This window comes from Paraburkholderia suaedae (assembly GCF_040812055.1).
In the GTDB taxonomy this organism is placed as follows: Bacteria; Pseudomonadota; Gammaproteobacteria; order Burkholderiales; family Burkholderiaceae; genus Paraburkholderia.
Map to the genome: position 1 here is coordinate 136,080 of NZ_JBFOAH010000018.1, position 21,373 is coordinate 157,452.

A 21,373-nucleotide genomic window follows, 5' to 3' on the forward strand; every position below is an offset into this window, starting at 1 on the left:
TCTCGGCCTCCCGCGTTCAGCGGCCAACTGTACTCTTCGAGGGCACAGTTTTCTGGACACGGCGTCGTACCTGAACTGTACTCTTTTCATCACCACAAATTTGTGCGCTTTGCCCATGGTCGAAGACTTTTAACCTTCAGTCACTGCACGCGCGACGCGATACGCCCCGACTGCCAGGACGCAAGCAAAGCGTAAAGTCTACGGAGGTGACGTCATGGAAAAATCCAAGCCGCAAGGTCGCATCGAGCCCTATCATCACCCGGCCGCCGGCTGGGGCGCACTGAAATACGTTGCCATCAATCTGATCAAGGAGAAGGTCGCAGGCGGCAACTACAAGACTCTCTTCAGGCAAAATCAGCCTGATGGTTTCGATTGTCCCGGCTGTGCGTGGCCGGACCGCCAACACACTTCGACTTTCGAGTTCTGTGAGAACGGTGTGAAGGCGGTTGCCGCCGAGGCGACCAGCAAACGCGTGACGCCCGCGTTCTTCGACGAGTACACGGTCGAGACGCTGATGAAGCAAACCGATTACGAACTCGAACGGCACGGCCGGTTGACCGACCCGATGGTCTATAACGCGCTCTCCGACAAGTACCAGCCGATCTCCTGGGACGACGCGTTCGGGCTCATCGCGAAGCACCTGAATGCGCTCGGCAACCCCAACCAGGCAGCGTTCTACACGTCGGGCCGCGCGAGCAACGAAGCGGCATTCCTCTATCAGCTGTTCGTGCGCATGTACGGCACCAACAACTTTCCGGATTGCTCGAACATGTGTCATGAAGCGACGAGCCGCGGCCTGCCCACCACGGTGGGCGTCGGCAAGGGCACCGTCACGCTTGACGATTTCGAACTCGCCGATACGGTCCTGATCTTCGGCCAGAATCCCGCGACGAACCACCCGCGCATGCTCGGCGAGCTGCGCGAATGCGCCAAACGCGGCGCCACCATCGTGTCGATCAATCCGCTGAAAGAGCGAGGGCTGGAGCGTTTCGCAAGCCCGCAGCACCCGCTCGAAATGCTCACGATGTCGAGCACGAAAATCGCGTCGACGTTCATCCAGCCAAAGCTTTCCGGTGATTTCGCTCTACTCAAAGGCGTCGCAAAGCGCGTGCTCGAACTCGATGACGAGGCGCGCGCGCAAGGCACCGAGCGCGTTCTTGACGTTCCGTTCATCAAGCAGCACACGTCCGGCTTCGAAGCCTTCGCAACCGATCTGCGCGCCGCAAGCTGGACCGCGCTCGAAGCCGAATCGGGTGTGCCCCGCGAAGACATCGAAGGCCTCGCGCGCATCTACGTCAACGGCAAGCGCGTGATCGCAACATGGGGTATGGGCCTCACGCAGCACAAGAACTCGGTTGCCACCGTGCACATGCTGTCGAACCTGATGTTGATGCGCGGCAATATCGGCCGCGAAGGCGCGGGCCTGTGCCCGGTTCGCGGCCACTCGAATGTGCAGGGCAACCGTACGGTCGGCATCGAAGACAAGCCGTCGCAAGCATTCCTGGACCGCCTCAGACAGGTATTCGATTTCGAGCCGCCGCGCGAGCACGGCTACGACGTCGTCGAAACGATCGAAGCGATGCTCGAGGGCCATGTGAAGGTGTTCGTCGGCCTCGGCGGCAACTTCTCGATCGCGACACCGGACACGCCGCGCACGTGGGAGGCCCTGCGCGCCTGCGACCTGACCGTCCATATCACCACCAAGCTCAACCGCAGCCATCTCGTGCACGGCAAGGACGCGCTCATCCTGCCGACCCTCGGTCGCACGGAAATCGACATCCAGGGCGGCGTGTCGCAAGGCGTGACGGTCGAGGACTCGATGAGCATGGTCCACGTCTCCTACGGCATGAACATCCCGGCATCGAAGAACTTGATGTCGGAACCCGCGATCGTCGCGCACATTGCGAACGCGACGCTCGGAAATTCGAAAGTCGACTGGCTCGGCTACGCAAAAGATTACGCGCGCGTGCGGGACGCGATCGAGAGCGTCCTCGACGACTTCGAACGCTACAACGAACGGATCGCGAATCCGGGCGGCTTTCGCCTGCGCGTCGCCTCCCGCGAGCGCGACTGGCAGACACCTACCGGCAAGGCAAACTTCGTCGTCCATCAGATCGAGGAGGATACCCCGCTCCGCCGCGCTAAGAAGCTGCACGGCGAACGCCTGATGACGCTGATGACGACCCGTTCGCACGACCAGTACAACACCACGATCTACGCGCTAGACGACCGCTACCGCGGCGTGTTCGGGCAACGCCGCGTCGTGTTCGTGAATCCGAGGGACCTGGAGATGCTCGGCTTCAAACCCGGCGATTGGGTCGACATGACTACGGTGTGGGACGACGGCATCGAACGGCGGGCCGACTCGTTCCTGGTCGTCGAGTACGACATTCCGCGTGGATGCATCGGGTCGTACTACCCGGAGACGAACCCGCTCGTCCCGCTCTCGAGCGTCGGCGACGTATGCAACACGCCGACCTCGAAGTCGGTCCCGGTGCTGTTGCATCGGTCAGCGCGGCCGGCCGCAAGCGCCGCAGCGTGAGGCCAACGCCCTCATGAATTGAGCAGCGCGCCGGCCGGCGCGCTCACCCGATTTCCAGTTTACCCCTGGTAACCGACATGCCACTCGAAGCCTTACATCTCGCGCGCGGCCAGTTCGCAATGACCGCCATCTTCCCTATCCTGTGGCCGATTCTGACGATCAGTCTGTCGGCCTTTCTGCTCGTCGTCGAAATTCTTTGGGTACGCACGAGTGAAGTCGTGTGGTATCGCCATGCGCGCTTCTGGACCAAGCTGCTTGTTCTCAAACTGGTCAATTCATTACAGGACCTGCAAAACGTTTCACTCGATCTCGCGGGTATCTATGCGCTTGGAAGGAATATCGACGCCAGCGCAACATCGCGTTCGCTCGCGAGCGTCGTGTAACGCCGATCGGAAACAGCGCCACGCCGTTCTCCGGCCAGGTCGACGGCATGGGACATAGCGTCGACCGGCTGGGGCAAACGGGCGGCCCTCATTTCGAACCTCGAAGAGGACCGTAGCGCTTCAGAAAATAGACTGGTCGTATCAACCTACCACTACCGGTGTCTGCGCGGTGCCGACGTTCGAACGTCGAACCAGGCTGCCCCAGTGCACATGGTGCCTGGAAGGCTATACATCCCGCTTCATTAGGGCCGGCGGTGACGGGGGAGGCAGCACCAGAGTAGAAACCTTGCCGTCGTTTTCGATTTCGACAAAACCGATTCTCCCGTACCAGTCATGAGCAGTTCGGTTGGATACCAAGACATTCAGGTACAGGGGTTTTTCTAGAACGCTGCACAACGATATGACCTTGGCGAGTGCTTGACTGCCGATCGATTTGCTTTGCATTGCTGGTACGACACAGAGCATCCTCAGCCACAGCAGATCTGGTTCGACGTCCCAGTGCACAAATCCGCATCGTTCGCCTTCGCAGGTAATTAATTGGCAAGTGCCTTGACGAAGACTCTTGGCGAATCCTGCTTGTTGTAGGGCCTCGTTCCAGCCAAACGCCGAGGTAACGAAACCCTTCATCGTTCGCCGGTACGTGTCAAATAGCCATTCCGAGTCTCCGGGTACGGCCTGTCTAAATTCCAGATCCATAACAACAGCCGATCGCGTGAGGCGAGTCTTCGCCAGGGTGACGGATACGAGGGATTGGACTCAACCCGTCAGGGCCGGCGAACGTCAACTGATGCCTATTGCCGTTAAACGGGCGGCTCTGTTAGCCATCCGCCGATGTGTGCTGCCTGACCCTGCCTTGAGTGTTCGCCCAGCAAGTCGACAAGCCCCTCCTCTTGACCTGATTCAATCCCACCGCTCATCACGCACCTGAACGATGCCCGCTTCGATCCGCACTGGAAACACCACCACATCCTCATAAGCCGGCGGCGCCAACACCTTCCCCGTCCTGATGCAAAACCGCGCACCGTGGCGCGGACAGATAACCACGTCGCCTTCCACCACACCGCCTGTCAGGATGCCGCCGTCGTGCGGGCAGATATCCTCGATTGCATAGCAAGTGCCGTCGACATTGAACACGGCAACCTGCGTGCCATCGACCTCGACGCTGCGGCTAGCACCGGGCGGAACATCCTTGATCGCGGCGACATCGACCCAGTCAGACATATCAAAGCATCCCCAATTGCAGGCGTGCCGCGTCCGACATGCGCTCTCTTGACCACGGCGGATCCCACACCAGTTCGACGTGCACGTCGTTCACACCGTTCACAGAAAACACCGCATCCTCAACCGTCGCCGGGAAGGTCTGCGCGACCGGACAGCCAGGGGCGGTCAACGTCATGCGGATTTCGACGCGACCTTCGGCGTCGTCCACGTCGAGACCATAGACAAGCCCCAGGTCGTAGATGTTGACCGGAATCTCCGGGTCGAACACGGTGCGCAGCGCGTCGATCACGCGTTCTTCAAGACGTTCTGTTGTTGCGCCGCTGCCAGGCTGTGCGGCCTCAGCGCGCTTGAGCCAGTCAAATGTGCTCATCGTCTGCCTCACTCTGTCGAAACGCGGCGATCCCCGTCGTGCAGCGCCGCATGCAACGTGTGCCACGCGAGCGTCGCGCACTTCACGCGCTCGGGAAATTCACGCACGCCGGACAGCACCGCCAGCTTGCCCAATGCCGACGCGGCTGCCGCCTGACCTGCAGCGGGTGTTGTCACCATGTCGTGAAAACGTCCGAACAGCGCTTCGGCCTCCGCTTCCGTTTTGCCTTTTAGTGCCTCGGTCATTAGCGACGCGGACGCGGTCGCAATCGCACAGCCCACGCCTTCGAAACTTGCGTCCTTGACGACGCCATCTTCGATTCGCAGATACAGCGTGATCTGGTCGCCGCACAACGGGTTGTAGCCCTCGGCCTTGTGATTGGCGTCGACCAGCCCATGACAGTTACGCGGCCGCCGGTAGTGGTCGAAGATGACTTCCTGATACAGGTCGCGCAGATCACTCATGAGCCAAATACCTCCCTGACCCTGCCGAGACCTTCGATCAGGGCGTCGATATCCTCGTGCGTGTTGTAAAGGGCGAGTGACGCGCGCACTGTCGCCGGTACGCCAAACCGCTGCATCACCGGCATCGCGCAGTGGTGGCCCGCCCGCACGGCGACGCCGTGATGATCGAGAATCGTGCCGACATCATGCGCATGCACGCCGTCGAGCACGAATGACAGGATGCTCGCCTTGTCGCGTGCGGTACCGATGAGACGCAGGCCCGGAATTCCCCGCAATGCATCCGTGGCGTAAGCAAGCAGGTCGGCCTCGTGCGCGGCGATGACTTCCATGCCGATGCGGTCGACATAGTCAAGCGCCGCACCCAGCGCAATCGCGCCGGCAATGTTCGGCGTGCCTGCCTCGAACTTCCACGGAATCGCGTTGTATTCCGTTTTCTCGAACGTCACCGAGCGGATCATGTCGCCACCGCCCTGCCACGGCGGCATCGCCTCAAGCAGCGCGGCCTTGGCGTACAGCACGCCGATACCAGTCGGCCCGTAAACCTTATGCCCAGAGAACGCGTAGAAATCACAACCGAGCGCGCGGACGTCGACCGGCAGATGCGAGATCGCCTGTGCGCCATCCAGCAGCACCGGCACGCCCTTCGCGTGCGCCGCTGCAACGATCAGCTCTACCGGATTGATGCTGCCGAGCGCGTTAGCCAGATGCGTAATCGCGACCAGCTGCGTACGGTCGTTCAAGAAGCGCTCGTACGCGCCGGCATCAAGTGCGCCCGTATCGTCAATCGGCACGACTTTCAGCACCGCCCCAGTTTGCTCGCAGACCATCTGCCACGGCACGATATTTGAATGGTGCTCCATCGCGCTGATCAGGATTTCGTCGCCAGGCTTGAGCTGCGGGCGCACAAAGCTCTGGGCGACGAGATTGATCGCTTCGGTCGTACCACGTACAAACACGATCTCCTCCGGACGCTGCGCGTTGATGAAGCGTGCGATCTTCGCGCGTGCTGCCTCGAACGCATCGGTTGCACGCTGCGACAGCAGATGCACGCCGCGGTGCACGTTGGCGTTGCTATGCCGGTAGTAGGCGTTTTCCGTGTAGATGACTGACGCCGGTTTTTGCGTAGTCGCACCGTTGTCGAGATAGACCAATGGCCGACCATGCACGCGCTCGCCCAGAATCGGAAAATCGGCCCGCCAGTGCTCGACATTGCGCGGATCTGGCACCTGCATCCGTTCAATCGGCTTCATAGCAGCTCCCCGATGCGCTCACCTTCCGGGGTGCGCGCGAGCAGCAGCCGTTCGAGCCGACCCCGAAGCGATTCGATGCGCACACGTTCGACAATGTCGCGCGCAAATGCGTAGGTCAGTAGCGCCCGCGCCATGCGCGCTTCGACACCGCGCGCACGCAGGTAGAACAACTGGTTTTCGTCAAGTTGACCGACCGTCGCACCGTGTGTGCATTTCACATCGTCGGCGTAGATCTCGAGTTGTGGCTTCGTGTCGATTTCCACGTCGCGCGACAGCAGCAGGTTGTGATTCGCCTGATGCGTATCTGTGTGCTGCGCATCGCGATGCACGATGACGCGCCCGTTGAACACGCCGCGCGCGGCGCCGTCGAGCACGCCGCGGTAGTATTCGCGACTCGAGCCATGCGGCTCTGCGTGATCGATGCGCGTGTGGTGATCGACGAGCTGCCGGCCACCAACGAAATAGAGCCCGTTCAACGTAGCTTGTGCGTTTTCGGCGTTCAGGCTCGTGCCGATGCCCGTGCGCGACAACGCACCGCCGAAGGCGAACGCATGCGATGCAAAACAACTGGCGCGTTGCTGCGCAACTGCGACCGACGCGATATGAAACGCCTTCGAGCCTTCCTGCTGTAACCGGTAGTGCTGCACGTCCGCCTGTTCGTCTGCGACGATGCGGGTCACTGCATTGGTCCAATACGCGTCGTCGCCCACCCCTACGAAGTGCTCGACGATCGTGCAGCCGGAGCGTGCTCCCGCATGCACGACATTGAACGGCTGCACCGCAAGACCGGCTTCGTCAGTCAGGAATAGCATGTGCAACGGTTGATCGATGACCTCGCCAGGCGGTAGCACGACGACAAATCCATCCGTCAGAAACGCCGTGTTGAGCGCGGTAAAGCCGTCGGCATACGTCCGCGAGGCGAACGCCGCTTGCAGTCGTTGTGGTATTTCCCTTAACGCCCGCGCGAGCGAGCCCACAAATACCCCATGCGGCAAGCCATTCAGGTTCGACAGCCGCGGCACATGCCGACCGTTGACAAAGACCAGTCGATGACCAGCATGGTCCAGCACGAGTTCATCGACGATGCGTCGCACGCCGCTATCGTCGGTGGGGCCGGTGCTTTGCGGCGCGAAATGCCAGGGACGCTTGCCGATCGCCGACACGTTCGTGTACTTCCAGTCCTCGTGGCGTGTGGTCGGAAAGCCGAGCGCGTCGAACTGTTCGAAGGCGCTTCGGCGCGCGGTACGGAGCCACGACAACTCGGCGCCGGGCAACGTCTTCGCGAGTTGTCCAAAAGCCTGGTGGAAGAAGTTGAGCGATTCGTTTTTCATGAGTGCCCCGCACTTGCTACACTGAGTCCGCTGGCTGATTGCCGGCCTCATCCTCGATCCAGCCATAGCCGTTGCGTTCCAGCTCCAGGGCCAGATCACGCGACCCCGACTTTACGATCCGGCCGCTCGCCAGCACGTGGACGCGATCCGGCACGACGTAATCCAGCAGTCGTTGATAGTGCGTAACCAGCACAATCGCCCGTTCTGCACTGCGCATGCTGTTGACACCCTGCGCAACGACCTGCAGCGCATCGATATCAAGTCCGGAATCCGTTTCGTCGAGAATGGCGAGCCGGGGCTCCAGCACCGCCATCTGCAGGATCTCGTTGCGCTTCTTTTCTCCACCGGAAAAGCCTTCGTTGACTGCGCGATACAGCAGGGTCTCGTCCATCTGCATCAGCGTCATTTTGTCCTTGACCAGTTGCAGAAACTCCATCGCGTCGAGTTCCGGCTCGCCACGATGCCGGCGCTGCGCGTTCAACGCTGCCTTCAGCAGATAAACATTGCTCACACCGGGTATCTCAACGGGATACTGGAACGCGAGAAACAGACCCGCGTGCGCGCGCTCTTCAGGCGCGAGCGCGAGAAGATCGCGACCGAGATACGAGACCGTTCCGCCGGTCACGACAACGTCCTCGCGCCCTGCCAGCACGTGGGCAAGCGTGCTCTTGCCCGAACCGTTGGGGCCCATGATCGCGTGCACCTCGCCGGCCTTCACGCTCAGATCGATCCCGCGCAGAATTTTCTTGCCGTCGACTTCGGCTTGCAGATTGCTGATTTCAAGCATGGTTCCAATTCCTCGCGAATCACCGTGGGCCAGGTGCTAACGGTTAGCCCACACTGCCCTCCAGGCTGACACCGAGCAGCTTCTGCGCCTCGACAGCGAACTCCATCGGCAGCTCCTTGAAGACTTCCTTGCAGAAGCCGTTCACAATCATCGACACCGCATCTTCCGCAGACAGCCCGCGCTGCCGGCAATAGAACAGCTGGTCTTCGCCGATGCGTGATGTCGACGCTTCGTGCTCGACCTTCGCGGTCGGGTTCTTGACCTCGATATAGGGAAACGTATGTGCGCTGCAACGGTCGCCGAGCAACAGCGACTCGCACTGTGTGTAATTGCGCGCATCTTCGGCCGCACGGCCGACCTTCACGAGGCCGCGGTACGCATTCTTTCCGCGGCCCGCTGAAATGCCTTTCGACAGAATCGTGCTGCGCGTATTGCGGCCGAGGTGAACCATCTTCGTCCCGGTATCGGCCTGTTGATAGTGATTGGTCAGCGCCACCGAATAGAATTCACCAACCGAGTTATCGCCCTGCAGGATCACGCTCGGGTACTTCCACGTGATCGCCGAACCGGTTTCCACCTGGGTCCACGAAATCTTCGAATTCGCCTCGCGGCAATCGCCACGCTTGGTCACGAAGTTGTAGATGCCGCCCTTGCCTGACGCATCGCCCGGATACCAGTTCTGCACCGTCGAATAGCGGATCTGGGCCCCTTCCAGCGCGATCAGTTCGACCACCGCGGCATGCAGCTGATTTTCGTCGCGCATTGGTGCGGTGCAGCCTTCCAGATAGCTCACGTACGCGCCTCTGTCCGCGATGATCAGTGTGCGCTCGAACTGCCCGGTGTTCTGCGCGTTGATGCGGAAGTACGTCGATAGCTCCATCGGGCAGCGCACGCCCCGCGGGATGTAACAGAACGAGCCGTCGCTGAACACGGCGGAATTCAGCGCAGCAAAGAAATTGTCGGTATGCGGCACCACCGAGCCGAGATACTTCTGCACCAGCTCAGGATGATGCTGCACGGCATCCGAGAACGAACAGAACAGGATGCCGAGTTCCGCAAGCTTGTCGCGGAACGTCGTGGCGACCGAGACGCTGTCGAATACCGCGTCCACCGCGACGCCTGCCAGGAGTTCGCGTTCTCTCAGCGGCACACCCAGCTTTTCGTAGGTACGCAGCAGTTCCGGATCGACTTCATCGAGACTCTTCGGACGATTCCTCTGCGCCATCGGCGCGGAATAATAGACGATGCTCTGGTAGTCGATCGGCGGATGCCGGACCGTCGCCCAATGCGGCTCGGTCATCGTAAGCCAGTGCCGATAGGCCGCGAGCCGCCATTCGAGCATGAACGCCGGCTCGTTTTTTTTTGCGGAAATGAGCCGGATCACGTCCTCGCTCAGCCCGCTCGGCAACGCGTCGGCCGCCAGGTCGGTCACGAAACCATGCTGGTATTCGCGACTGATCAGTTCGTCGAAACCGGTTGTAGATGCGCTCATGCGCAGCCTCCGTTAGTCGTTTTGCGCGCCAGGGGCGTCGCGTCGGTGCGGCGGCGGGGAATGCTGCGCGCGCGGATCGCGCTGATATCGACCGCGCGCAAGGTCGGTCCCGCCATGTCCGCCAGCGTGACCTGCTGTAACGCCTCGTAGATCACGCGATTGACCTTCTGCCAGTTGGCGCGCACCGCGCACACCGTCTCCTGGATGCACAGGCCTGGCTGCGTGCTGCATTCGGTGATCCCGATCGGGCCGTCGACCGCGGCGATCACCTCCGCCAGCGTGATCCGCCCGGGCGGCCGCGGCAGCAGGTAACCGCCGTTCGTGCCGCGCAGCGACTCCACGACACCGCCCCGCGTCAGGACTTTCAGCACCTTTGACACGGTGGGCATCGCGACGCCGGTCGCCGCCGCGATGCTGCTCGCGCTATGGACGGTGTCCGGGTCGCGCGCCATCGCGGTCATGATCACCGTGCTGTAGTCGGCCAGTTTGCTCATGCGCAACATCGGAATACCTCCCGTCTTAATCAGGACCTATTTAGTCCTGATTCGACCATAATGGAATCGGCACGTTTGCAGTGAAGGACACCGTCCTGCGCGGGGATTCCTGGCCACGTCGCCAACCGCTTCCCGTTTTCGGAGAAGCATTTCGATGTACGACGGTTACGTTGATTTCATTCTAGACCTGTATGCAAGACCTTGTCCGTGCATGGGTCTTCCTGAGGAGCGGCTATGGAACGCCATATCGCCCACGATTACCCATCGTGGCTTAACCCCATGAGCCGAGGTCATCGCCGGGCTGTGGTCGCCGTGGCCCGCTAATTCGCCGTCCCTGTGCACAAGATATGGGTGGATTGCACCGACTTCCGCTGCAGGTAGATGGAGGCGACGGCATGATGCAAAGCGCTCAACAGGTCCCAAACTCGTGGCGCCGACCGGCATCGAGCGCAACCAAATTAGCCCCGGTTCTGTCCCCACATAGCCGGAACCGGAGATCTCCATGCAGCCAAAGGTCGAATATCGTGGATGCGAAATTCACGTTGAGTTGGTATCCACGTCGAAGGGCACGTTCGACGTCTGGTTTCGTATCGAAGGCGCCACCCAACCTCCGGGCGTCGCGGCAATCGGCGAGCGCATAAAAGTTCGTGGCGGGCCGTTCTCTCGTCGCTGGGCTTATCTTGTTGCAGAGATAGTCGGCCAAGCTTGTCGCGACGGAAGTCGGCTATCGTCTTGAAGTCCGGCGCCAGACGACCCGTGAGCCACATCAATTCAACGTTGCGTTGACACTCCCGTTCCACGCGACGGCTCGATTGGACCCGGTTTTGATAGCCGTAGATATAGATCTTCAGCAGCACTGCTGGATGATAGGACGGCCGACCTGTAGTCGACGGCATCGCGCCATCGAAGCCCAGTGAGCCAAGCTCAAGCTCTTCAACGAACGCCTGACCGGATTGTCCTCGGCGGCGAAATCATCGGGGCATTCTGGAAGCAGCGTCACCTGCTTGCGGTCTTCACCTTCTATGAATCGCTTCATCCGGTCACACTGCTGAATGAGTTAATCCAGTCTAGGTGATCAGCGTGTTTTCACACAAGCTCGACCCGTACCGGCTCTTCAACGTGTCAGCCCGACTATGGCGGGTTGAGATGTGGAACGGACGTCCGCGCATTCAGCGATATCAGTCACGGATCCGCTCGGACGGTATATAACCACCAACGATCCATCAGAGGCGCGAGCGCATCGTTGCACTTGGGTCACACTTCAGTGACTATCCGCTCGATCATGCGGATTTCGTACAACACGCCTTTCACGTGACGTGCGCGCCCTGCAAGCAAGCCAAAAACGATAGCAGCGACCCCAACCGCGGCGAACATCCATCCCACGCTATCGAAATTTCCCGTCGATCCATGCAACACACCAACCAGCAATGGGCCCGCCGCTCCGACGCCATAGCCAACTCCCTGCACCATCCCGGAAAGTTCGGCGGCAACGTGTGCGTTTTTCGAGCGCAGCACAATCAGCGTCAACGCTACCGAGGTGAGCGCGCCCTGGCCGAGCCCCTGTACAACCGCCCAAAACCAAAGCGTTGAAAGTGGAGCAAACAGACAGCCAAGGAAACCACTTACAGCAAGTACAACCACGACGGCATTGAGCACACGCTGGTTTGGAAGCTTCGCTGCCGTAGCAGGCGCTACCAGGCACGCCAGCGTCTGCAGGATCACCGAGACCGACACCACCAGACCAGCGTGGTCGGCCGGGACACCGCGATCACGCAGGATTGGAGCCAGCCATCCAAACACGGTGAATGACAGCATCGACTGAAGCACCATGAAGGTCGTGACCTGCCATGCAAGTGGGCACTTCCACAGGCCACGCGACACGAACCGCGCTTGATGACGGACCACCTGCGGCGAGCGCAAATGAGGACGCCAGCAGAGTGCTGCGACGAGAGCCGGTAATGCCCAGAAGGCCAGTGCGGGTGCCCATGCACCGTGGAACCGCCGTTCGAGTGGCACGGTCAATCCGGCCGCCATGGCGGCACCCGCGCACAACGCCATTGTGTACAGTCCCGCCATCAGACCAGTACGTTCGGCAAAGTCCCGTTTGATCAGGCCGGGCAGCAGCACGTTAATGACCGCGATCGAAGCGCCAGCGAGGATCGTGCCCGCGAATAGCGCGACGATCGGCCCGGTCACCCTCAACGCGGTACCAACCGCAAGCAGCACCATCAGCCAGAAAATGATCCGTTCGGCGCCAAACCGGCGTGCAAGCGCAGGACTGGCCGGCGCAAAGATGCCAAGGCACAGGACCGGCAAGGTCGTGAGCGCGCTCGCCATCGCGGGCGCAAGGCCATTCGCACGGGCCACTTCAGGCAGCAACGAACCGAGGCTCGAAAACAGCGGACGGAGATTGAGCGCGACCAGCACAAGGCTGGCTCCAAGCAATACCTTCCCGCGAACAGTAGTGAGTGCTTCAGCCTTGGGCGGCGGCACGGAATCAACCTGCGCATCGATCAGCTGCTCGTCTGCAAGCGTCATGTCGGCGGCAGGCTGCAATTCTCTTGAACCGGCGTACTTCTGAGCGGCGAGCAATGAATCGGAAATCTCCGGGCTCATGAGCGAGACACCTCCGGCAACGCGACAAAAATGAAATCCATGAAATCGCGGACTGCCTTTTCCGCTATATCGGGAGAGCGCGACTCGATGGCGTCGATCAACGAGCGATGCGCTTCGTAATCGGGTTCAGGAATGTCGACTTCAAGCGTCGATGCGATGGTTTCATTCACCGCCATCGAGAGGAATTCGTAAGTTTCAAGAAGTGCGGGATTGTGCGCCGCCTTTACGATCGCCAGGTGGAACAGGTAGTCATCGGCAACAAATCGCACCTTGTCACTTTCGACGCCGAGCCAGTGACCGCGCTTCTCAAGCAACGAGCGCAATTGCTTGAGGTCGCGCGCTGTCGCCCGCACAGCCGCAAGGCGCATGGCCTCCACTTCAAGTGCGCGGCGTACCTCGAACTGACTCCGCAGGCCCATACGCCGTAGCCGCTTTACTTCAGCTGAACGCTCCCTGGCTGATGCCACAAAGGTACCCGCCCCCTGACGCACGTTCAGTAATCCCTCGACGACAAGGCTGCGCACAGCCGCACGCACTGTTCCACGACTGACCTCGAGAAGGATTGCCAGCTCAGGTTCGATTGGCAGTTTGTCGCCTACCCTCCACACACCGCTACGAATACGTTCACGCAAGATATCGGCGGCCGAATCGACGAGTGATAGGCGTGCGGCAGGCTGCCCAAATCGCTGACTGGAGAGATGAACTTTCATTTATTGATTATTGATTGATTCATTCAATGAATTTAAATGAGATCCGAGTCTGTGTCAAGGCGAGCCACGAACGTTCGCTTCGGCAGGCGAACCGCGCAAAGACGTCGTCCAGCGCTGGTACACGACACTGCTAGCGCTTCCGGGTCCGCCTGGCGTCGTTCGCCGCGCAGGAGAAATTCATCTTCATACGAAGGAAGACAACCATCCCGAGATCCCATACATCGATCCACAACCGCTCCTGCTCAGGCCGATTTCTTCCCCGGTTCAAACTTTAATCGGCGCGGTATGTGAATTAATTTGTCGCGCCCGGATGGGTCATTCCGCGAAGCAAAGCCGCATGAAACGCGTCCGGATCCTGCATCTGTGGCGCATGTCCTGCGCTCGGAAACTCGACGAGCTTGACGTGTGGAATCACAGCGGCGGCCTGATGTGCAAGTTGTGGATAATTGCCGAGAGAGGGGCGAATCCCGGTCGGTGCAAACTCTTTACCGATCGCGGTCGTGTCCTTGTCTCCAACCATCAACAGCGTCGGCGTCTTGATTTGCGACAGTTCGTAATAGACCGGTTGCGTCAGGATCATGTGGTACAGCAGCGCCGAGTTCCACGCCACCAGATCTCTTTGCGGTCCGCGATACATACCCGCGAGCATTTGAACTGACGGTTCGTAATCGGCTCTCCATTGGCCCGCGAAATAAGTGTTCCTTTCGTAATTCCGGATGCGATCAGCCGAAGTGTGCAACTCACGCTCATACCATTGATCGACGGAGACCGGCGGCACGCCTTTCGCCCCCCAGTCTTCCAGTCCAATCGGATTGACCAGCACGAGTTGTTCTGTTTGCTGAGGATAGGTTAGCGCGTAGCGAATCGCGAGCATTCCTCCGGTCGAGTGGCCAATCATCGTGGCCTGCTGGATATCGAGCGATTGCAACAGGTCGCGGGTATTGCGCGCCAGTTGCTGGAACGTGAACTGATAATTCTCGGGCTTGCTCGATTTGCAAAAGCCGATCTGGTCGATCGCAATCACGCGATAGCCGGCTTTGCTCAGCACACTAATTGTCGGCGCCCAGGTGGCCGCACAGTAATTCTTCCCATGCAGGAGCACCGCGGTTCTTCCGTTCGCCGTCTTTGGATCTGGGGCGACGTCCATATACGCCATCTGCAAGTCCTGTCGTTGCGAATGGAACTTGAAGTAGGAGACGGGATAGGGATAGTCAAAGCCCTGAAGTTCGGCGCCGTAGACCGGCCCGTCCTGCGCCATGGCGGCGGGCGTTTGCGCGAATGCGGAGGTGATGGGCAACGTGGACGACAGGAGAAGCGTCGCGGCAGCGACAATCGAAACAAGACAATGGGACTTTTTCATTGAAGGGACGGAAAGTAGGACAACGGAAACCCGTGACACGGTTTCGAACACTGCTGCGAGGATTCGCCGCCGGTGCGAGCGAGTTCGGCGAACGCGGTCCAGGCAAGGCATGATGGTGGCACATCAAAATATCCCTTGCCATTTTGCAACGCACCGCGTTCCCTGATTAAAGGAAGAGCTTGCGTCGCCCCCATACGTAGCAGCCGCGGCAATCCTGCGCAGTCTCAATACATCAGGTCGCGCGCCACGGCAGGCGAACTGACATTTCGTCTGCGCTCGGCCAGGGCGGAAACCAACCACAGTAGCAAGCCTCCTATCGCTAGATAGCTGCCCACCAATCCCGGCGAAGTCCATCCCTCCCCCCCGGCGATGGCAAGGCCGGCAAAAAAAGGGCCAAGCGCGTTCGCGCTGTTGAACGCGGAATGGTTCAGCGCCGCGGCAAGCCCTTGCGCGTCACCTGCGACATCCATCAGGCGGGTCTGCAGTACAGTGGCCAACGCGCCTCCCATGCCAATCAGAAAGACATCGACAGAGACGGCCCATACATTCATGGCGACCAGCGGGAAGATCGCAAGGAATACCGCGCTCCAAACCAGCAAAACGCCAGCGGTTCGCATGAGCGCCCGGCCAGCGAACATGGGCACGACGATGTTACCAATCGTCAATCCGATCCCGAACACGGCGAGCACGAGCGGCACTTGAGCCACTGCGACGTGCGTGACAGCGCCAAGAATGTCCGCGAGATAGGTATAAACCGCGAACAGTCCACCCAAGCCGATTGCGCCGATTCCCAGCGTCAGCCATACCTGCGGCTGCCCTAGCGCGCCAAGTTCGCGCAATGGGCTGGCGTGGGTCGTTGCCGGCGCCAGAGGAGCAAATAGCCGTACCATGATCATGGCCGCCAGCCCAAGCACCCCAACAAGGCCCAGGCTCCAGCGCCAACCGACGGCCTGCCCGAGCCAGTTTGCGAGCGGCACGCCTACAATCGTGGCGCATGTCAGTCCGAGGAAAACCCTTCCGACGGCGGCCACCCGCGGGCTTTCCAGCACCAGCGTGGTAGCAACGAGCGCGGCGCCGCCGAAATAGGCACCATGCGGCAAGCCACTGATGAAGCGGAAGAACAGCATCGCATGATAGGTGGGCGCCAATGCGCTCAACCCGCTCAATCCGTTACCCACGGCGAACATCCCCATGAGACTCACGAGGAGCGTCCTGCGCGCGAGGCGCGCTCCCAGTACCCCAAAACAAAGGCGCGCCGATAACCACACCGACTGCGTAGGCGCTGATTACATGGCGGGCGGTGGGAGCATCCATGTGAAGTCCTTGCGCGAGCATCGGCAACAGACTCATGGTCGCAATTCGGTGGTTCCGATCGCAAATGCGCCAAGGGCGAGCGCAAACAATACCCAGCCTACCTTTAAAGCGTTGTTGCCAGCCTTACTCATTGCCTGTCCTTAGGCTGACTATCGCTAAGTCACTGCCTTTTCTGCCGCTGCACCTCGAGATACTTCGAGTAGTGCTTGTCAAGCGCGTCTGCAGCAGGAGCGTCTGTGAAGCGATCCGCTACGACCGCTAGCGACTTGCCATCGTACTTCCCATAGTCAGTCAGTCGGAGCTGTAGTGCGACATGGACGATAGATCGTGAGTCGACCCTAAGAAGACCTTTACGCACAGCAAAAGCAGACGGCCGTGGGCGTCGCTGACAGAGTGGTTTTACCTGTCCCGATTGAACGATGCCGATGCTGTCAACAGCGACTGTCCACGAGGACAACGCCTGGCCGCTCAGGAATGGGTTTTGCGGCCATACGCCACTGTAACGCGCGATGGCATCCGGTCTGCGCAGCGCGCCGCGCCGCGCCGCGCCCCCGAATATGCCTGTTGCAAGGAGCCTATTGCAAGGAGCCGGCATTGTGACGAACCGTTTATTCAAACGACTCCACGATTACAGGCAGGCAAGGTCGACACGTATGGTCATGCCCCATGAGAGCTAACCGCGCCCTGGAAGCCTTGAATTTCTTCGCTGCGGACGTGCAGGCCGGCATCGGCCCGTTTCTCGGTGTGTTCCTTCAGGCGCGTGGTTGGGGCACTGACCTGATCGGGACGGTCATGACGATTGGCGGCATCGCAGGTATGGTCGCAACCTCCCCCGCCGGAGCGCTTGTCGATGCAACTCGCCATAAACGCGCGCTGGTCGTGGTCGCGGGGGTAATGACCGTAGCCGCATCGGGATTACTGTGGATCTCGCACGATTACTGGATGGTCGCGGCATCGCAGGTAGCAACTGCGATTACGGGAGCGGCGCTTGGGCCTGCCATGGCGGGCCTAACGCTGGGCATCGTGCGGCAGCGCGGCTTCGACCGGCAGTTTGGACGCAATCAGGTGGCCAATCACGCGGGCAATGTGGTGGCCGCTGCACTATCCGGCTGGCTAGGCTGGCGTTACGGTTTCGGCGCTGTTTTTGCGCTGAGCGCTGCCTTCGGGATCTTGTCATTGATTGCGGTGGCGATGATTCGCGGAGACGCAATCGACCATAACGTCGCGCGTGGACTGGGCTCCGACGGTTCGACCGGAGAAGTTGCCGATGGGCAGGTCAGCGGCCTACGCATCTTGCTCCAGTGCCGGCCATTGATAGTGCTCGCCGCTGCGCTCGCCGTGTTCCACCTGGGCAACGCTGCGATGCTCCCACTCTATGGGCTTGCCGTCGTCGCCGCTCATCAAGGGGACCCGAGCGCGTTCACGGCCGAAACCATTGTGATCGCACAATTGGTGATGGTCGGCGCTGCCATGTTCGCTTACCGTCTGATCCGCTGGCGCGGTTACTGGTGGGTGATCCTGCTAACGTTTCTTGCGTTGCCGCTGCGCGGCATGATTGCCGCGTGGGTGATTCATCAGTGGGGCGTATGGCCGGTTCAGGCACTCGATGGCATCGGCGCGGGACTGCAAAGCGTCGCCGTTCCTGCGCTCGTGGTTCGATTGCTGGAGGGGACTGGTCGGGTCAACGCTGGGCAGGGTGTCGTAATGACGGTGCAGGGTGTGGGCGCGGCTTTGAGCCCGGCGCTGGGCGGCATACTGGCGCATCGCTTCGGCTATCCGGCGGCGTTTATCACGCTTGGAGCCATTTCAACCGGCTCTCTGATGGTCTGGCTTAGCTTCGGAGCGGGACTGAGAGACCTGTGTCCTCCACGCGGCGACCTCAATAGCAACACCGTCGACGCACGCCCCGCCGAATATTGATAACCCTTCGTCTTTCCAATGTCCGCATTGAAGCGTCGAGAGCGAACAGCAGCTCGCCGTCGATGCCTGCCGGATGGCGATCGGCTTGACGCGACCGGCTCCGTTGTTGGACTGAAAATCGAATTGTGCGTTAGCAAGGTCAGGCCGTTGGAGTATCAATGCCTGCATGGACGATACGAGGGCATTGGCGACATTCTGCGCATCCGCACCGGTACGCGAATTAATCGTCATCGCATTCAGGTATTTAGAGACTCGATCGGAGGTCTCCTGCGGATCGATTGCCGTCATCGATGTCACCGACGAGGCAGATAAGCCATCTGTCGCTGTGAAATTGTGATTTAGCGCTACAGAATTGAATCTAAACCGGAGGCCGCCACTATCGCTGCGCTTGCTGGACTGATAGACAGACTCATCTTCCCCTCCGGGATTTATGAACATACTGACATATCGGCGCAGTGCCGCAGAACTTTAGGCGCATAGGCGCTGTGACGAAATCACACTCGGTAAAAGCGTGGATTTCAGGAACCCTTCCCGAACGGCCGAGAAGCCGAGAACTGGAAACATTGACACTCCGCGCGCGACCGTCTCTGCATGGCCGACTGCCGCCTTACCTCTATGGCATCACATCACCGCCGCGGATACGCATGAGCGTCCTCGCCGCTCTACGGGGAGGGAAACCTCCGGTGTCGTGCATCCAGCTGGACTACCAAAAGCCGTTGCGGCAGCGCAACGCGCAATGCTCCTGGTCGGCGCGGTGATCTGCTAACCGCACGCCACAGCATACCAGCGCGCTTCATTTGTTGCGGATTTATGAATAGTTATTGCGTTTATAGCAATGGCGTATTTCACGGTACTTTCCCCAATATGCCCCACTTGGCTTCTTATACTCGCGGCGCTTTTCCGTCGTTCTAAAAACCTGGAGTAGTTAATGAGAAAAATATCTTTTGCTGTCGCCGGCTGCGCAGTTTTTGCCGCGTCCGCTGCCCACGCTCAAAGCTCGGTCACGTTGTACGGTCTGGTCGATGCAGGCATCGCATTTACGAACAACGTTCAGAATGGCGCCCCCGGTCATGGCAGTTCACGCGTGGCACTCGCAAGCGGCAACATCAGCGGCAGCCGGTTCGGCATGCGCGGTGCGGAAGATCTCGGTGGTGGCCTGAAGGCGATCTTCGTGCTCGAGAACGGCTTTAACGTCAACAACGGCACGCTCGGTCAGGGTGGCCGGATGTTTGGCCGTCAAGCGTTTGTTGGCCTGAGCGCCAACAACTACGGCACCGTCACGATGGGCCGCCAGTATGACTCGATGGTCGACTTCGTCGCGCCGCTGTCCGGCACGGCGGGCTCGTTCGGTGACTCGGGTTTCGCGCATGTGTACGACAACGACAACCTGCAACATACTGTCCGCTTAAGCAACTCGGTGAAGTTCGCGAGTAACGACTATGCCGGCTTCAAGTTCGGCGGCGTATACGCATTCAGCAACAGCACGAGTTTCGCCGTCGATCGTGCGTATAGCGCCGGCGCAAGCTACAACAACGGCCCGGTGCGACTGGCGGCGGCCTACCTCCAGATCAACGGCTCGGCGGCGGCCAGTACCCCTGCGGGCGCAGTAAATCAGAACGTCGCGGCTGACCCGAGCGAGTTCAAGCCGACCGCGGGCGGCGGCAATCTGACGGCGGACGTGCAGCGCACGGTCGGTGCAGGCGTCGGCTATACATTCGGCCCGGCAGCGATCAACTTCGTCTACACGCACAGCCAGTACCAGAATACGTCCGCGTTCGGCCTGACGGCGTCGAACGGTTCGGTTCGCTTCGACAACTACGAACTGAACGTCAAGTACGCACTGACGCCTGCGCTCTCTCTCGGCCTCATGGATACATTTACGGACGGTCATTTGAACGGTGTGAGCAAGTCGAACATCGGCACCGATCCGAAGTGGAACCAGGTCAATGCGATTGCGCGTTACTCGCTGTCGAAGCGCACGGAACTGTACGCTGAAGCGATGTATCAACACGCGATTGGCAACAACAACACCGCAGTCATGTACAACGCGGGAGGCAACTCCGCGACGAGCAACCAGGTGATGGGCGCCGTCGGCATGCTGACCCGCTTCTAAGCACCGGAGCCGGCCCGTTCATGCCCCCTCCAGCGCTCGGGTGGGGATATTCGACCGGGCCGCGCAATGACACGTCGCGCTGTGGCAACGGCCGCCATGTCGGTAAGGCGTGACATACATCTGTCAGCTAACCTGGTGGCTCGCGATTGACGTTTCAATTGGTCAGAAGCCCCCGCACTCCGTCCTAATATTCTTTGCGGACTGGCGACCTGTGGAATCATTCTCCGTCCGACACGGCTCTTTTCCGTACCGAGTCCGATATGGCCGCGCCGAATGTTGACAATGACCTTGTCAAGGCGATCGCATTTTCGCCGCGTTTGAAATGCAAAATATCCGGACCTCGGGCAAAACTAGTCGCCATAAACCTCGATCCGGTTGCGACCGAGCTCCTGAGCCCTCGCGAGTCTCGTCACCGTTTGGCATTGGGTGTCAACCGGCGGCAGTGCGACTCCGCCGCCCGCGCGTGCGGCGGATGCACGGAGTCTTAATCCGAATAGCTGCAAGCCAGCATAGCAATTGCGGCGTTACGGCGCCGGGTCGCAAGTCGTGTCAAGCACCTGTATAACGGCACCGAACGCCGTGGATTTAGGGGGGAGATCCACGTCATACGCCAAAGATGCCTCGCCCAACGGATACCCCGACTGCGAGCAATGACACTGTCGGGATGACCGCCCCGTAATCGGCCTCAGCGAAGGGTAGTGACAGGTTCGGTCCCGCGACGAAGCTTACCTTGGAAAAAGCCTACTGCCGTTCGCCTTCGGTCAGTTTCCTCCATTAGACCTCACCCAAGGGGCGGTCGTCGCGCCCGAGGATTCGACGGCCGACTCAAAGCAACGAATGCGATCAGTGACGCAGTGTCGCGTTGGCCAGGTAGTGCCCCGCGCCGAACAGAGTGTCAATACTCGGCGCCGCGATCTTCGCCCAGTGCTTGCCGTCAATCAGCGCGTTACCGGTGCGTGTCGAGATGGTCTCGCCTCGAGCCCGCCGAATAGCGCGTTCCCGCATT

The 21,373-nt window shown here is 60.2% G+C and carries 17 protein-coding genes and 2 pseudogenes; 5 read left to right on the top strand and 14 right to left on the bottom strand.

What is annotated here, in order from left to right; genetic code table 11:
* The first annotated feature begins 214 nt into the window (after positions 1-214).
* A complete protein-coding gene (locus ABQJ48_RS23355) occupies positions 215-2,542 on the top strand; it encodes an FdhF/YdeP family oxidoreductase (protein WP_367840366.1) in 2,328 nt (775 codons plus the stop codon).
* Positions 2,543-2,619: 77 nt separating this feature from the next.
* Positions 2,620-2,805: pseudogene (locus ABQJ48_RS23360) on the top strand (cytochrome ubiquinol oxidase subunit I); the annotation flags it as partial.
* Between the two features lie 345 nt (positions 2,806-3,150).
* On the opposite strand, the gene ABQJ48_RS23365 reads toward ABQJ48_RS23360, so the two are convergent.
* The 9 genes from ABQJ48_RS23365 to ABQJ48_RS23405 form a co-directional block, all read right to left on the bottom strand.
* Entirely contained in the window at positions 3,151-3,621 is a 471-nt protein-coding gene (locus ABQJ48_RS23365; protein ID WP_367840367.1) for a GNAT family N-acetyltransferase, read from the bottom strand.
* Between the two features lie 204 nt (positions 3,622-3,825).
* A complete protein-coding gene (nirD, locus tag ABQJ48_RS23370; protein ID WP_367840368.1) occupies positions 3,826-4,146 on the bottom strand; it encodes a nitrite reductase small subunit NirD in 321 nt (106 codons plus the stop codon).
* A gap of 1 nt (position 4,147) precedes the next feature.
* Positions 4,148-4,516: an SUF system Fe-S cluster assembly protein gene (locus ABQJ48_RS23375; protein WP_367840369.1), complete on the bottom strand. Its 369-nt coding sequence runs from the start codon at positions 4,514-4,516 to the stop codon at positions 4,148-4,150.
* An 8-nt stretch (positions 4,517-4,524) separates the two neighbouring features.
* Entirely contained in the window at positions 4,525-4,980 is a 456-nt protein-coding gene (gene sufU / locus ABQJ48_RS23380; RefSeq protein ID WP_367840370.1) for a Fe-S cluster assembly sulfur transfer protein SufU, read from the bottom strand.
* Positions 4,977-6,230 (bottom strand): SufS family cysteine desulfurase, encoded by a 1,254-nt coding sequence (locus tag ABQJ48_RS23385; RefSeq protein WP_367840371.1) that lies wholly within the window; start codon positions 6,228-6,230, stop codon positions 4,977-4,979. Before ABQJ48_RS23385 ends, sufU begins: the two co-directional genes overlap by 4 nt.
* The gene (sufD, locus tag ABQJ48_RS23390; RefSeq protein ID WP_367840372.1) at positions 6,227-7,561 is read right to left on the bottom strand and encodes a Fe-S cluster assembly protein SufD; all 1,335 of its coding nucleotides are present in this window, start codon (positions 7,559-7,561) and stop codon (positions 6,227-6,229) included. The genes ABQJ48_RS23385 and sufD overlap by 4 nt, the downstream gene beginning before the upstream one ends.
* Positions 7,562-7,577: 16 nt before the next feature.
* Positions 7,578-8,348 (bottom strand): Fe-S cluster assembly ATPase SufC, encoded by a 771-nt coding sequence (gene sufC, locus ABQJ48_RS23395; protein ID WP_367840373.1) that lies wholly within the window; start codon positions 8,346-8,348, stop codon positions 7,578-7,580.
* Positions 8,349-8,391: 43 nt separating this feature from the next.
* Complete coding sequence (gene sufB / locus ABQJ48_RS23400) at positions 8,392-9,840, bottom strand: Fe-S cluster assembly protein SufB (RefSeq protein WP_367840374.1); 1,449 nt, start codon at positions 9,838-9,840, stop codon at positions 8,392-8,394.
* Positions 9,837-10,343: an SUF system Fe-S cluster assembly regulator gene (locus ABQJ48_RS23405; RefSeq protein WP_367840375.1), complete on the bottom strand. Its 507-nt coding sequence runs from the start codon at positions 10,341-10,343 to the stop codon at positions 9,837-9,839. The genes sufB and ABQJ48_RS23405 overlap by 4 nt, the downstream gene beginning before the upstream one ends.
* A gap of 493 nt (positions 10,344-10,836) precedes the next feature.
* On the opposite strand from ABQJ48_RS23405, the gene ABQJ48_RS23410 reads away from it, so the two are divergent.
* Positions 10,837-11,070 carry a hypothetical protein gene (locus tag ABQJ48_RS23410; protein ID WP_367840396.1) on the top strand — a complete coding sequence of 78 codons (234 nt, stop codon included), beginning with the start codon at positions 10,837-10,839 and terminating at the stop codon, positions 11,068-11,070.
* On the opposite strand, the pseudogene ABQJ48_RS23415 reads toward ABQJ48_RS23410, so the two are convergent.
* From ABQJ48_RS23415 to ABQJ48_RS23435, 5 genes and pseudogenes are all read right to left on the bottom strand, one after another.
* Positions 11,042-11,370: pseudogene (locus ABQJ48_RS23415) on the bottom strand (transposase); the annotation flags it as partial. The gene ABQJ48_RS23410 and the pseudogene ABQJ48_RS23415 overlap by 29 nt on opposite strands.
* A gap of 218 nt (positions 11,371-11,588) precedes the next feature.
* Entirely contained in the window at positions 11,589-12,950 is a 1,362-nt protein-coding gene (locus ABQJ48_RS23420; RefSeq protein ID WP_367840376.1) for a CynX/NimT family MFS transporter, read from the bottom strand.
* Entirely contained in the window at positions 12,947-13,660 is a 714-nt protein-coding gene (locus ABQJ48_RS23425) for a FadR/GntR family transcriptional regulator (RefSeq protein ID WP_367840377.1), read from the bottom strand. Before ABQJ48_RS23425 ends, ABQJ48_RS23420 begins: the two co-directional genes overlap by 4 nt.
* Before the next feature lie 292 nt (positions 13,661-13,952).
* Positions 13,953-15,020: an alpha/beta fold hydrolase gene (locus ABQJ48_RS23430; protein ID WP_473094174.1), complete on the bottom strand. Its 1,068-nt coding sequence runs from the start codon at positions 15,018-15,020 to the stop codon at positions 13,953-13,955.
* 224 nt (positions 15,021-15,244) lie between these two features.
* A complete protein-coding gene (locus ABQJ48_RS23435; RefSeq protein ID WP_367840378.1) occupies positions 15,245-16,288 on the bottom strand; it encodes an MFS transporter in 1,044 nt (347 codons plus the stop codon).
* 712 nt (positions 16,289-17,000) lie between these two features.
* Between ABQJ48_RS23435 and ABQJ48_RS23440 the strand changes: the two genes are divergently transcribed.
* Positions 17,001-18,254, top strand: coding sequence for an MFS transporter (locus tag ABQJ48_RS23440; RefSeq protein WP_367840379.1), 1,254 nt, complete (start codon positions 17,001-17,003; stop codon positions 18,252-18,254).
* A gap of 928 nt (positions 18,255-19,182) precedes the next feature.
* Positions 19,183-20,367: a porin gene (locus ABQJ48_RS23445; protein ID WP_367840380.1), complete on the top strand. Its 1,185-nt coding sequence runs from the start codon at positions 19,183-19,185 to the stop codon at positions 20,365-20,367.
* Positions 20,368-21,373: the final 1,006 nt, after the last annotated feature.